The sequence below is a fragment of the uncultured Halorubrum sp. genome (genome assembly GCF_937146585.1).
GTDB lineage: Archaea > Halobacteriota > Halobacteria > Halobacteriales > Haloferacaceae > Halorubrum > Halorubrum miltondacostae.
The window spans coordinates 1-12,422 of the sequence record NZ_CAKZRO010000150.1 but is presented as its reverse complement, the minus strand read 5'-3'; the positions used below and the strand labels follow the sequence as shown (position 1 = coordinate 12,422).

The window sequence follows — 12,422 nt, the reverse complement described above, 5'->3', positions numbered from 1 at the left end:
CTGCCCGCGGATGTACGAGCGACCCATGTCGCCCTGGAGCAGTTCGAAGACGTACTGGCCGTACTGGACGTACAGCGGCTGGTTGAGCCCCAGTTCAGCGGCGATGGCCTGTCGCGTCTCCTGCGTGGCGTCGAGCGGCGCGACCGCGTTGATCGGGCTGCCCGGCGTGACGAACCGGAGCGCAAACACGACGGTGACGACGCCCCATACGACGCCGATCCCCTGGAGGCTTCTTTTGAGTGCGAATCGTCCGAATGACATTAATAACGGTGTTGACGGGTAGAGACGACGTTACTGCTGCGTCGCGGTGTCCGGGTCGATGAACTCGTCGGCCCGCGGCTCCCAGGAGATGTCGCTGGAGACGCCGTAGACGCTGAACTGCTGGTGCATGAACACCCACGGCGCGAGGTCGTGGGCGAGCTGGTTCGCCTCCTGGAGGATGTCGACGCGCTCGTCGGGGTCCTCGGTCGCCTCGGCGTCCGTGAGCAGCCCGTCGAGCTCGTCGTTCTTCAGCACCGTCAGCGCGCCCTCGGAGGAGAGCAGCGGCGTCAGAGTCTGACTGCCGTCGAACTCCCCGTTGCCCCAGCCGAGGAGGTTGAAGTGGGGGCGGTCCTCGATGTTCGGCGCGGTGACGTCCTGGACGAGCGCGGAGAACTCGCGCTGCTCGACCTCACAGGAGACGTTCGACAGCGAATCGATCTGGCTGGCCGCCGCCTGCGCGATCTCCACGTCCCGGAGGTACCGACCGATCGGCGTCTCGAGGGTGATCTCGACGCCCGCGTGACCGGACTCCTCGACGAGCCGCTCGGCCTCCTCAGGGTCGTACGGGTACGGGTCGATGTCGGGGTTGTAGCCGACGTGGCCGTCGAGGGTCGGCTGGGCGGTGAGGTTCCCGAATCCGTTGAGCACGTTCTCGATGATGCTCTCGACGTCGACCGCGTGGTTCATCGCCTGCCGGAACTGCTGGCTGGAGAACGGCTCCACGTCGTAGCGCATCTGGAGGAAGATGATCCGCGCGCTCGGCACGGAGTTGATCGTCGCCACGTCCGAGCCGTTGACCCGCGACACCTCGTTCGGCGGGACGTTGGTCACGATGTCGGTCTCCTCGGCGAGCAGCTGGTTGACCCGCGTGCTCGACTCGCTGGAGGCGCTCATCGTGAGCTCGTCGACCTCGGGGGCGCCGTCCCAGTACTCCTCGTTCGGCTCGTAGACCACCTGATTCCCCGACTCGTAGTTCGTGAGCCGGAAGGGCCCCGTGCCGTTGGCGTTCCGGTTGATGTAGTCGCCGCCGTTCTCCTCGACCCACGACTGCTGCATGATCGGGCCGTTGGTCGCGAACAGCTGGAAGGCGATCGGGTTGAACCCCTCGAAGGAGACGGTCACCTGCCCGTCGCCGGTCGTGACCTCCGAGACCGAACCGAGGTCGTTGGACTGCGGGCTGACGATGCCGACGTCCTCGAAGACGATCCGGCGGATGCTGAAGCGGACGTCCTCGGGCGTGACCTCGTCGCCGTTGTGGAAGGTGAGCCCGTCGCGCAGCATGAACCGGACGCTGCCGTCGTCGGTGCGCTCCCACTCGTCCGCGAGGCCGGCGATGATGCCGCCCTGCTTGTCGCGGTCGAGGAGCCCCTCGTACAGTTGACCGACGATGATCTCGGTGTTCGTCTCGGCGTGGTCCTGCGGGTCGAGCCCGGAGTCCATCTGGCCCATCGTGACGCCGAGCTCGAAGGCTTCGTCCATCCCGTCGTCGCCGTCGGACCCGTCCGAGCCGTCGTCGCCGTCCATCCCGTCGCTTCCGTCCGAGCCGTCGGACCCGTCCGAGCCGTCGCCGGCACAGCCCGCGAGACCGACCGCACCGGCCGTGCCGGCGTACTTGAGCATCGTCCGCCTGTTGACGTGAGTGTCGTTGTCAGTAGGCATAGGCGATCCCATACGACAGAGCGTTATGAACCTACCGGCAGAGGCGGCCCCTTTCGGGCCGACTGCTAGCGGTCCGCTGACAGTAGGGCGGCGGATCGGCGGCGACGGCGCGGGGAACGGAGGGGAAACGGAGCGAAGCGAAAACCGACGGTTATGTAGGAGCGTGGGCGGTAGGCGGGAGACATGGACGGAGCCGATCCCGGACCGCGGTGGGCGGCGGTCGAGGAGGACGCGGAGTCGACGGCGGCGGCGTACCGAGAGCGCGGCTGGACCGCGGTCGCGGGCCACCCCGGGCAGGTGAACCCCGTCGCGGACGCCGCCCGGATCGACGTGCTGTTGCCCGGGTCGGAGTTCGAGGCGGCGCTGGAGGCGGTCGACGAGGCCGCGATCGACGGCGTCGACGTGTACGCCGGCGCGGCCGGCGGGGTCGCGTACCGCCTGGTCGTCGCGACCGACGACGCGGCCGAGGTGGCGCTCTGCGTCCCGACCTACCTCGGGGACGACGGCCTCGCCCCGCTGCGCGCGGCCGCCGAGGCGGCGGGGACGCTCACCGTGCGGCTGCGCCCCCTCGACGACCGGGATCACGTCGAGATCGCGATCGACGACCCCGCGGTGTTCTTCGACGCGCCGGAGGCGTGAGGCGGCCGGGACGGTCGACGCGAGGCGGGAGGCACGGGGTTGCGAGCACACCGGTCCGAGCCTCGGAACGGTCGTCGTGAGACCCACGCTCGTGGGTATCAGTGCCGCGATCTACTTCGACGTATTCATAGTTGTGCGATCGCGATCATCGGTATGAATCGCGCAGAGAAGGCGGCCCTCCAGCTACAGGCGGTCGCCGTGTTGCGGATGCTGAAGGAGACGCGGACGTACGAGGAGCTGTCAGCGGTGACGGGACTGCCCGCGGGCGATCTGAACCGCTACGTGAACGGGCACGTCCTGCCCGGCACCGACCGCGCGAGCGAGGTCGTCGAGTCCGTCGGCCGCGAGGCGCTGGCCGACGAACTGGTCGCGCGCGTCGAGTTCGACGACGAGGGGTACGTCGACAACTCCGGCGTCGTCTTCGACCAGTCGTTCCTCGACCTGGTGGCCCCGGTGGCCGCGGAGACGTTCGAGTTCGAGTCGCCGGACGTGGTGCTGACGGCCGCGACCGACGGGATCACGCTGGGCGCGGCGATGGCCTCCTTCTTCGACGCGCGGCTCGCGTACGCCAAGAAGTCGAAGGAGACCGCGGTCGAGGAGTTCATCGAGTCGCGCCAGCGGCTCGCGTCCGGCATCGAGCTCACCTACTACCTCCCCGCGAGCGCGGTCAACGCCGGCGACACGGTTCTCGTCGTCGACGACCTGATCCGGTCCGGCGAGACGCAGGAGCTCCTCTTGGACATCGCCCTCCAGGGCGACGCGGACGTCACCGGCGTGTTCGCCCTCATCGCCGTCGGCGACGAGGGGATGGACCGCGCGCGCGAAATCACGGACGCCCCGGTCGGGGCGCTCACGACGTTCGAGTAGCCACGTTCGCGCATACTCTTCCGGAAAAAACCCGCGCTTTCGCGTTTTCGATCCACACATACGGATCGATTGTCGCCACGTTCAGCAAGGCTTATCACTCGATCGCCGGGAACACTCACCCGTTCAATGGGGCTTTCAGACACGCTGGCTGCGCGGTTCGACGTGGAGTCGCACGGGTCGGACGTCCGGACGGAACTGGTCGCCGGGCTCACGACGTTCCTCGCGATGTCGTACATCATCGTCGTGAACCCCGCCATCCTCTCGGAGGCGATCCAGATCGAGGGGTACGGCCAAGGCGAGGTGTTCCAGATGATCGCCATCGCGACGATCCTCTCGGCGGCGGTCGGGACGACCGTGATGGCGCTGTACGCCAACCGGCCGTTCGGGCTCGCACCGGGGCTGGGACTCAACGCCTTCTTCGCGTACACGGTCGTGCTCGGACTCGGCGTCCCGTGGCAGACGGCGCTCGCCGCGGTGTTCGTCGAGGGCGTCCTGTTCATCGCCCTGACCGCCGTCGGCGCCCGCGAGTACGTGATTCAGCTGTTCCCCGAGCCGGTGAAACGGGCGGTCGGGGCCGGTATTGGGCTGTTCCTGCTTTTCATCGGACTTCAGGAACTCCAGATCGTCGTCAACGACGAGGCGACGCTCGTCGCGCTCGGGAGCGTCTTCGCTAACCCGTGGGCGATCCTCGGCGTGCTCGGACTCGTGCTCACGTTCGTGCTGTGGGCGCGGAACATCACCGGCGCGATCATCCTCGGCGTCCTCACCACCGCGCTCGCGGGGTGGGCGCTCACCCTCGGCGGCGTCTTCAGTCGCGGAACGGTCACGCCCGAGAGCCTGCCGTCGGCGCAGTACGACATCACCCCGCTGGCGGGGGCGTTCGTCGACGGGCTCTCCGGAATCGACCCGCTCACCTTCGTGCTGGTCGTGTTCACGTTCTTCTTCGTCGACTTCTTCGACACCGCCGGGACGCTCATCGGCGTCTCGCAGTTCGGTGACTTCCTCGACGAGGACGGCGACTTGCCCGACATGGACCGCCCGCTGATGGCCGACGCGGTCGGCACCACCTTCGGCGCGGTCGTCGGCACCTCGACGGTGACGACGTACATCGAGTCGTCGACCGGCGTCGAGGAGGGCGGTCGCACCGGGCTGACCGCCCTGGTCGTCGCGCTCCTCTTTATCGCGTCGCTCGTCGTGATCCCGCTCGTGGCCGCGATCCCCGCGTACGCCTCCTTCATCGCGCTGATCGTCGTCGGCGTGATAATGCTCCAGGGGCTCACCGAGGTCGACTGGACCGACCCCGCGTGGGCCGTCTCCGCCGGGCTCACGGTCACCGTGATGCCGTTCGCCTACTCCATCGCCGACGGGCTGGCGGCCGGCATCGTCGCGTACCCGGCCATCAAGCTCGCGGTGGGCGAGGGCGACGACGTCGCGCTCGGGCAGTACGCCATCGCGCTGCTGTTGGCCGCCTACTACGTCCTCTCCACCGGCGGCTACATCCTCTGAGGCGGGCGTTTCGCCGGTCACTTCCTGTCGGTCGCCTCGACGCCCATCCCGAGCCCTCTTGTCGCCTCGGGACGGAGACGAAGGCGATCCGACGCATGGCCGACGCACCCGACGACGCCACCGACGGCGCGGCCGTGACCGTCGCCGACCGCGAGCGACACGCGAGCGACCCGGTCAGCGATCTCGCGCTCGACTGCGTGCTCGCGGGAATCGAGGCGGCGCACCCGGAGCGGGTCGTCGCGGACGCGCTCTCGCTCGACGGCGACCGGCTCGCGGTCACGGGCGTCGACGGCGCGACGGTTACCCGCGACCTCGCTACGTACGACCGCGTGGTGGTCGTCGGGGCCGGCAACGCGGCTGGGCACTTCGCGGCCGCGGTCGAGCGCCGCCTCGGCGACCGGATCGACGACGGGGCGGTCGTCACGGACGACCCGGTCGAGACGAAGCGGATCGCGGTGCTCCCCGGCGACCACCCGACCCCGAGCGAGGCGGGCGTGGAGAGCGCCCGGCGGGTCCGCGCGCTCGCGGCCGACGCCGACGAGGACGACCTCGTGATCGGCCTGCTCACGGGCGGCGGGAGCGCACTGTTGGCCGCGCCCGCCGACGGGGTCGGACTCGACGCCCTACGCGAGACGACCGAGGCGCTCCTCGCCAGCGGCGCGACGATAGCGGAGATCAACGCCGTCCGGAAGCACCTCTCGGCGGTGAAGGGCGGCGGGCTGGCGCGGGCGGTCGCGCCCGCCGACGCGCTCGGCCTCGCGATCAGCGACGTGACCGGCGACGACCCGGGCGTGATCGCGAGCGGCCCCCTCTCGCCCGACCCGACGACGTACGCGGACGCGCTGGCGGTGCTCGACCGGTACGGGATCGACGCGCCGGGCGCCGCGACCGACCGCCTCGACCGGGGCGCGGCGGGCGCGGTCGCGGAGTCGCCGAAGCCGGGCGACCCGGCGTTCGACGGGGTCGCGGTCTCGGTCGTCGCGAACGCGCGCACGGCGCTGGACGCGGCCCGCGAGGTCGCGGCGGCGCGGGGGTACGAGCCGCTCGTCCTCTCCTCGCGGGTGCGCGGCGAGGCGCGGGAGGCGGCGAAGACCCACGCGGCGGTCGCCGAGCAGTGCCGGGCGGTCGGCGAGCCGGTCGAGCCGCCGGCGGTCGTGCTCGCGGCCGGCGAGGTGACGGTGACGCTCGGCGACGACCCCGGCCGGGGCGGGCCGAACGAGGAGTTCGCGCTGTCGGCGGCGGTCGAACTCGCCGACGCGGGCGCGGCGGGCGACGGCGTCGTCGTCGCGAGCGTCGACACCGACGGGATCGACGGGGCGACCGACGCGGCGGGCGCGCTGATCGACGACCGCCTCGTCGGCGACGGCCCAGAGCGGGCCCTGAGCCGCGACGCGGCCGCGGCGGCGCTCGACGCGCACGACGCCCATCCGGCGCTCGACGAGGCGGGCGCGCTGCTCCGAACGGGGCCCACCGGGACGAACGTCAACGACCTCCGGGTCTCCGTAATTCCGGCGGGCGAGTCGCGTTCGGAAGGGACTAAGTAGCGTCCGGCAAATTCTGCGACATGCAGACGCTGCTCCTCAACGCGGACGACGTGGACGAGAACGCCGAGATGGACCGCGTGATCGACGCGGTCCGCGGCGCGTTCACGGCCTACGAGCGCGGCAACGCCAAGATGCCGGCGAAGTCGTACATCGACCTTCCCGAGTACAACGGCGACTTCCGGTCGATGCCCGCCTACCTCGACGTCAACGAGGGCGACGTCGCCGAGGAGACGGAGACCGGCGAGGGGTGGGACGCGGCCGGGATCAAGTGGGTGAACGTCCACACCGACAACCCCGGCGACCACGACCTCCCGACCGTGATGGGGACGATGATCTACTCCAACCCCGAGACGGCGTTCCCGCTCGCGGTCCTCGACGGCACGACGCTGACGATGAAACGCACCGGCGCGGCCGCCGCGGTCGCGACCGACCACCTCGCCGTCCCCGACGCGAGCTCGCTCGGGATCGTCGGCGCGGGCGTCCAGTCGTACACGCAGCTGGAGGCGATCGCCGCGGTGCGCGACATCGAGGAGGTGGTCGTGAGCGACCTCGACGAGGAGCGCGTCGCCGACTTCCTCGACGCCTTCGGGGACCGGTTCGACGTGCGCGCCGGCTCCGTCGCGGAGGCCGGCCACTGCGACGTCCTCTCGACGGTGACGCCGGTCGAGAGCCCGATCGTCGGCCCCGATGACGTGGGGGACCACACGCACGTCAACGCGATGGGCGCGGACGCGGCGGGGAAACACGAGCTCGCCGACGAGCTCCTCACCGACGCCACGATCGTCATCGACGACCACGAGCAGTGTACCCACTCGGGCGAGATCAACGTCCCCTACGCGGAAGGGACGCTCACCGACGACGACATCTACGGCGAGATCGGCGAGATCGTCGTCGGTCACCGGGCGGGGCGGCCCGGCACGCCGGGCACCCCGGCGGACGCCGACGGCGTGAGCGGCGTCAGCGTCTTCGACTCGACCGGCCTCGCGATCCAGGACGTGGCGGCCGCGCGCGTCGTCTACGAGCGCGCCGACGAGCTGGACAACGGGTACCCGTTCGACCTGCTCGGCCTCGACGGCTGAACGACGGGCCGCTTTTGAGTCCTCGCCGCGTACGCTGGCCGTGAGACTCGTCAGCGTCGCGGCGCTCGCGGAGAACCGGGTGATCGGGAGAGACGGCGAGGTGCCGTGGCCGCACATCGAGGCGGACGTGCGGCAGTACCGCGAGCGCGTCGCGGAGTCACCGGTGATCCTCGGCCGACGCACGTTCGACTCGATGCGCGGCGACCTGCCCGGAAGCCGCCAGATCGTCGTGAGCCGGAGCGTCGACGCGGTCGACGCGCCGACGGCGCTCGTCGCGAGCGGCGTCGAGGAGGCGCTCGCGGCGGCCCGCGACGTCGTCGGGGACGTTCCCGCCGAGCGGGAGCGCGTGCCCGCCGAGACCGGTCCGGCGTCGGGGTCGGTCGAGGCGCCGGACGGGGGGGACGAGACGGTCTACGTCCTCGGCGGCGGCGGCATCTACGAGCTGTTCCAGCCGCACCTCGACGGGATGGCCCTCAGCCACGTCGAGGGCGCGTTCGACGGGGACACGTACTACCCGGAGTGGGACGAGGCGGAGTGGGAGGTGGCGGCGGAGACGGCGTACGACCGGTTCACGCTGCGCGAGTGGGTCCGTCGGGGGCGGTGAGCGGCCGCGCGCCCGGCCCCGAGCCGACCGCCCGCGTCGGCGCCTACGCCCCGCCGTCGCGCTCGGCCGCGTAGCGTTCGAGCTGGACGGCGGTGCTGTCGGCGAGTCGCTCGACAGCGGACTCGACCCCGTGTTCGCGGGCGTCGACCGACGCCTGCGCGGCGAGCGTCCGGACCGTGTCAAACGGGCCGATCCGGGCGCCCGTCGTGGCGGTCGAGTGCTCGGCGTCGAGCAGCTGGGCTATCGCGGTGCGGTAGCCGGGGTTCTCGTCGAACCAGCCGTCGCGGTCGAGCCGATCGACCGCGCCCTCGTGGACCGGGAAGTAGCCGGTCTCGCGGTGCCAGCGCGCCTGCCGCTCCGGGGCTGCGAGCCAGCCGAGGAACGCCGCGGCGGCGCGCTGCTCCCGCGGCGACGCGCCGTCCGCGACCCACAGCGATCCCCCGCCGACGACGACCCCGTGCCGCTCGTCGGCGACCGGGAAGTAGCCGACGCCGACCGGGAAGGGGGCGCCCTCGCGGACGCCGACCATCGCGGAGGTGGACCCGATGAGCATCCCGGCGCGCCCCTCCCGGAACGCCTCCCGGGCCTGCCCGCGGGCCTCGATGCCGGGGTCGTGGTACAGCCCGTCAGCGGCCATCTCGGCGAGCCAGCGGTAGATCCGCTCGCCGACCGGGCCGTCGAACCGGCTCTCGGTCGGCGTGCCGCCCCGACCGTTGTCGGCGTCGACGAGGGGCTCGCCGGCCTCGGCGAACCACTGCTCGATGAACCACGAGTACGTCGCGAACGTGATCCCCGTCTCGGTCGCGCCGCTGTCGACGAGCCGCTCGGCGCAGCGGCGGACCTCGTCGAACGTCTCCGGCGGGTCGTCGGGGTCTAAGCCGGCGCGCTCGAACGCCGCCCGGTCGTAGTACAGCACGGGCGTCGACGCGTTGAACGGCATCGAGTGGAGCACCCCGTCCGTCCGGTAGTAGTTCGCGACGGGGTCGAGCAGGTCGTCGGGATCGAGGCCGACGCCGGGACCGCTCCCGGCGGCGCCGCCGGTCCGGCCCGCGTTCGCGTCGAGGAGGCGCTCGACGGGCGCGAACGCCCCGCTGTCGAGCGCGCGCTGGGTCCCGATCTCGTAGAGGTGGGCGATCGCCGGCGGCTCGCCCCGGTCCGCCGCCGCGAGCGTCGCCTCGAACACGCCGCGGTAGCTCCCCTTCGAGGCGGGTCGCACCGCGATCCCGTCGGTCTCGGCGGCGAACTCGGCCGCGAACTCGTCGAGGAGCCGCGCCTTCCGGCCGCCGAACGCGTGCCAGAAGTCGAGGACGACCGCGTCGTCGGCCGCGGTCCCGTCGGCGTCGTACGCGTCGAGCGCGTCGTCTAAGGTGCCGGTGCGGTCGGCGAGCGTCGACGCGCCGGCGGCCACCTCCGCCAGCGACGTCTTCTGGGCGTGCGCGACCGCGGTGGCGTCGCCCGCCTCCGCGACCGTCTCCTCGGCGAGGTCGCCGACCGACTCGACGGCGTCGACCACCGCCTCGATCGAGGTCGCCTGGTCGTCGGTCGCGTCGCGGATCTCCGCGACGCCGCTCGTCGTCTCCGAAACGTCGCCGGCGAGGTCGGTGAACGCCTCCAGCGCCGCCTCGGCCGTGCGGATCCCCTCGTCGGCGCGCTCGCGCATCTCGGCCATCTCCTCGACGGTCGCGTCCGTCTCCGCGCGCACCGACCGTATCGACGACTCGATCTCGCTGGTCGCCTCCCGCGCCTCCTCCGCGAGGCCCTTGACCTCCTCCGCGACCACCTCGAAGCCGGCCCCGGCCTCGCCGGCGCGGGCGGCCTCGATCGAGGCGTTGAGCGCGAGGATGTTCGTCTCGTCCGCGATGTCCTGGATCAGGTCGGTGACGTCCTCGATCGCCGCGACCTCCGACTCCAGCGTCTCGACCCGTTCGAGGGCCTCCTCGGTGCGCTCGTCGACGACGCGGAGGTCCTCGATCGCGGTCGTCGCGGCGTCGGTCCCCTCGTCGGCCCGTTCGGCGACGTCGGCCGCGGTCTCGGCCACCTGGTCCGCGGAGGCGGCGACCTCCTCGGTGGCGGCCGAGACGGTCTGGAGCTCGCCCGTCGCGGCCTCGATGTCGTCGCGCTGGCGGGCCGCGGCCGCCTCGATGTCGTCGACCGCGGCGAACACCTCGTCGCTCTGCGCCGTCGCCCGGTCGACGTTCGACCGGACGTGCTCGGTCGCGCCCGCGACCTCGTCGCCGAAGCCGTCGACGTCGGACACCGTCTCCGCGACCCCCTCGACGAACTCGTTGAGCGTCGCCGCGAGCGCCGCCGCCTCGCCGTCGGCCTCCGCGGCCGGGAACCGCGCCCCGAGGTCGCCGTCGGCGAGCCGGTCGGCGACCTCCCGGAACGCCTCGGTCGGCACGTCGCCGTCGGGCGCTCTCGGCGGGGGCGTCGTCTCCGACGAGACGCCGCCGTCGGTGGTCGCGTCGGGGTCGGTCGTCGCCGTCGAGCGGTCGCCGTCGACGGCACCGCGATCGGGGCCGGAGCGCGCGTCGTCACTGTCCATTTGTCGTCACTCGCCCGCGGGGGTATATAACATCGAGAGTCAGATTATTCCGCCTGATAGCGACCGGGCGGGCGGAGGCGAACTCACGGGCGGGACCGACCGACCGCGCCGGCTCAGGCCGACGGTTCCGCGCCGTCGACGGGCTCCGCGAAGCCGAAGCGCGGCTTGACGTCGGTGACCTCGACCGCGAGCGTCTCCCCGACGTCGGCGTCGACGAACAGGGTGTAGCCGTCGACGTAGGCGATACCGTCCCCCTCGTCGCCCTCCTCCTCTATCGTCACCTCGACGCGGTCGCCCGCGGCGACCGGCGAGGTCGTGTACCCTTTCGCGACGAGGTACACCTCGGAGGAGGCGTCCCGCGAGGCGGGCGGCGAGACGGTCCGGACGTACTGGAACGACTCGCTCACGTCGTCGCGGAAGGCGTCGAGGTCCTCGCCCTGGAACACCTTCACGACGAAGTCGCCGCCGGTCGCGAGCAGCTCGTCGGCGGTGTCGAGCGCCTGCCGCGCGAGGTGGACCGAGCGGGCGTGGTCGAGCGAGTACTCGCCGGTCATGTTCGGGGCCATGTCGCTCGCGACGACGTCGGCGCCGCGCTCGCCGACCGCCTCGCGCAGGTAGTGTCGGGTGCGCTCTTCGGTCATGTCTCCGCGGATCGTCTCGACGTCGCCCTCGTCGAGGTCCTCGATGCGCTGGAGGTCGACGCCGACGACGGTGCCGCTCTCGCCGACTTCCTCGGCGGCGACCTGGAGCCACCCGCCGGGCGCGGCCCCGAGGTCGACCACGGTGTCGCCGGGGGCGAGCAGGTCCGCCTCCTCGTCGAGCTGTTTCAGCTTGTAGGCGGACCGGGCGCGGTACCCCTGCTGTTTGGATCGGTTGTAGTAGTCGTCTTTCCCGCTCATGGCGTCATCACCGCAGGCGGACGCGGGGCCACCGAGATCGGGGTGGAGGTAGCGCTCATACCCGTAACGACGGGGGCGACCGGGAAATGAACGTCGGATGCGGGGCGAGCCGAGCGATTCCGATTCGACCCGGCGGAGCGCCTGCGCGGGGCAGTCACGTCCGCCAGCGCCGTAGCCGCGCCGCGACCCGCCGGACGCGGGACGCGACCGCGGCGAGCGGTTGCCACCCGGCGGTCTCCGCCGAGTCGTCGGGGGTGGACTCGGGCGCAGGGTCCGTCACGCGATCGGCCTCGACGATCGATTCGTAGGTGTCGATCACCTGCTGCCGCTGTCGCTCCTTCGACTCGACCTCCGCCTCGAGCGCCGCCACCTCCGCTTCGAGCGCCGCCACCTCCGCTTCGAGCGCTCGGACCCGTTCGGCGGACGGATCTACGTCGGTCGCGTACACGTCGGCGTCGCCTCGGGCCGCCTCGGGCCGCCCCCCGGGGCTCGGGCGGTCGCTCGCGGACGCCGTCGGCCGGAGCCGAGGCCCGTCTATCGAGTCCACCGCCTCGACGTCGATACCACCGGGGTCGAGCGAACCGGACGCGGGGGGCGTCATTTCGGGTGAAATGTGTACACAAGCCACACTGAAAAATCTCAGTCAGCCGCGAGTCGGACGCGCCGCCTGCGGCCGGATCACGCCGAGTCGCGGCCGTCGACCGACACGCGCCCGTCGAGGCGGGTCGGGTTCCCGTCCGAGGCGTCGTCCGTCGCGGCCGAACCGTCGTCCGTCGGGTCGACGGTCGAATCTCTCGCCGCTTGCTCGGATCGGACCCT

Annotated in this window: 10 protein-coding genes and 1 pseudogene; 6 read left to right on the top strand and 5 right to left on the bottom strand. The window is 71.8% G+C overall.

The window, feature by feature from the left end:
- Together Q0116_RS12710 and Q0116_RS12705 are read right to left on the bottom strand one after the other, a co-directional pair.
- Positions 1-261: pseudogene (locus Q0116_RS12710) on the bottom strand (peptide ABC transporter permease); the annotation flags it as partial.
- Positions 262-291: 30 nt separating this feature from the next.
- Entirely contained in the window at positions 292-1,920 is a 1,629-nt protein-coding gene (locus Q0116_RS12705) for an ABC transporter substrate-binding protein (RefSeq protein ID WP_297888979.1), read from the bottom strand.
- Positions 1,921-2,103: 183 nt separating this feature from the next.
- Here Q0116_RS12705 and Q0116_RS12700 point away from each other — a divergent pair, with 183 nt between their 5' ends.
- From Q0116_RS12700 to Q0116_RS12675, 6 genes are all read left to right on the top strand, one after another.
- Positions 2,104-2,559 (top strand): hypothetical protein, encoded by a 456-nt coding sequence (locus Q0116_RS12700; RefSeq protein WP_297888977.1) that lies wholly within the window; start codon positions 2,104-2,106, stop codon positions 2,557-2,559.
- Between the two features lie 153 nt (positions 2,560-2,712).
- Positions 2,713-3,426 carry a phosphoribosyltransferase family protein gene (locus Q0116_RS12695; protein WP_297888974.1) on the top strand — a complete coding sequence of 238 codons (714 nt, stop codon included), beginning with the start codon at positions 2,713-2,715 and terminating at the stop codon, positions 3,424-3,426.
- 126 nt (positions 3,427-3,552) lie between these two features.
- A complete protein-coding gene (locus tag Q0116_RS12690; RefSeq protein WP_297888971.1) occupies positions 3,553-4,932 on the top strand; it encodes an NCS2 family permease in 1,380 nt (459 codons plus the stop codon).
- A gap of 95 nt (positions 4,933-5,027) precedes the next feature.
- Complete coding sequence (locus Q0116_RS12685; RefSeq protein ID WP_297888969.1) at positions 5,028-6,476, top strand: glycerate kinase; 1,449 nt, start codon at positions 5,028-5,030, stop codon at positions 6,474-6,476.
- 20 nt (positions 6,477-6,496) lie between these two features.
- On the top strand, positions 6,497-7,555 hold the full coding sequence (locus Q0116_RS12680; RefSeq protein ID WP_297888966.1) for an ornithine cyclodeaminase family protein: 1,059 nt from the start codon (positions 6,497-6,499) through the stop codon (positions 7,553-7,555).
- Between the two features lie 40 nt (positions 7,556-7,595).
- Positions 7,596-8,159 carry a dihydrofolate reductase gene (locus tag Q0116_RS12675; protein WP_297888963.1) on the top strand — a complete coding sequence of 188 codons (564 nt, stop codon included), beginning with the start codon at positions 7,596-7,598 and terminating at the stop codon, positions 8,157-8,159.
- 43 nt (positions 8,160-8,202) lie between these two features.
- Here Q0116_RS12675 and Q0116_RS12670 read toward each other — a convergent pair whose 3' ends face one another.
- From Q0116_RS12670 to Q0116_RS12660, 3 genes are all read right to left on the bottom strand, one after another.
- The gene (locus Q0116_RS12670) at positions 8,203-10,704 is read right to left on the bottom strand and encodes an extracellular solute-binding protein (protein ID WP_297888960.1); all 2,502 of its coding nucleotides are present in this window, start codon (positions 10,702-10,704) and stop codon (positions 8,203-8,205) included.
- 113 nt (positions 10,705-10,817) lie between these two features.
- A complete protein-coding gene (locus Q0116_RS12665; RefSeq protein WP_297888957.1) occupies positions 10,818-11,603 on the bottom strand; it encodes a 23S rRNA (uridine(2552)-2'-O)-methyltransferase in 786 nt (261 codons plus the stop codon).
- A gap of 154 nt (positions 11,604-11,757) precedes the next feature.
- On the bottom strand, positions 11,758-12,204 hold the full coding sequence (locus Q0116_RS12660; protein WP_297888954.1) for a hypothetical protein: 447 nt from the start codon (positions 12,202-12,204) through the stop codon (positions 11,758-11,760).
- Positions 12,205-12,422 lie beyond the last annotated feature (218 nt).

Bases quoted from the DNA above. Each gene is read 5' to 3' on its own strand.
- Q0116_RS12705 (WP_297888979.1), bottom strand. From the start codon at position 1,920: ATGCCTACTGACAACGACACTCACGTCAACAGGCGGACGATGCTCAAG.
- Q0116_RS12700 (WP_297888977.1), top strand. From the start codon at position 2,104: ATGGACGGAGCCGATCCCGGACCGCGGTGGGCGGCGGTCGAGGAGGAC.
- Q0116_RS12695 (WP_297888974.1), top strand. From the start codon at position 2,713: ATGAATCGCGCAGAGAAGGCGGCCCTCCAGCTACAGGCGGTCGCCGTG.
- Q0116_RS12690 (WP_297888971.1), top strand. From the start codon at position 3,553: ATGGGGCTTTCAGACACGCTGGCTGCGCGGTTCGACGTGGAGTCGCAC.
- Q0116_RS12685 (WP_297888969.1), top strand. From the start codon at position 5,028: ATGGCCGACGCACCCGACGACGCCACCGACGGCGCGGCCGTGACCGTC.
- Q0116_RS12680 (WP_297888966.1), top strand. From the start codon at position 6,497: ATGCAGACGCTGCTCCTCAACGCGGACGACGTGGACGAGAACGCCGAG.
- Q0116_RS12670 (WP_297888960.1), bottom strand. From the start codon at position 10,704: ATGGACAGTGACGACGCGCGCTCCGGCCCCGATCGCGGTGCCGTCGAC.
- Q0116_RS12665 (WP_297888957.1), bottom strand. From the start codon at position 11,603: ATGAGCGGGAAAGACGACTACTACAACCGATCCAAACAGCAGGGGTAC.
- Q0116_RS12660 (WP_297888954.1), bottom strand. From the start codon at position 12,204: ATGACGCCCCCCGCGTCCGGTTCGCTCGACCCCGGTGGTATCGACGTC.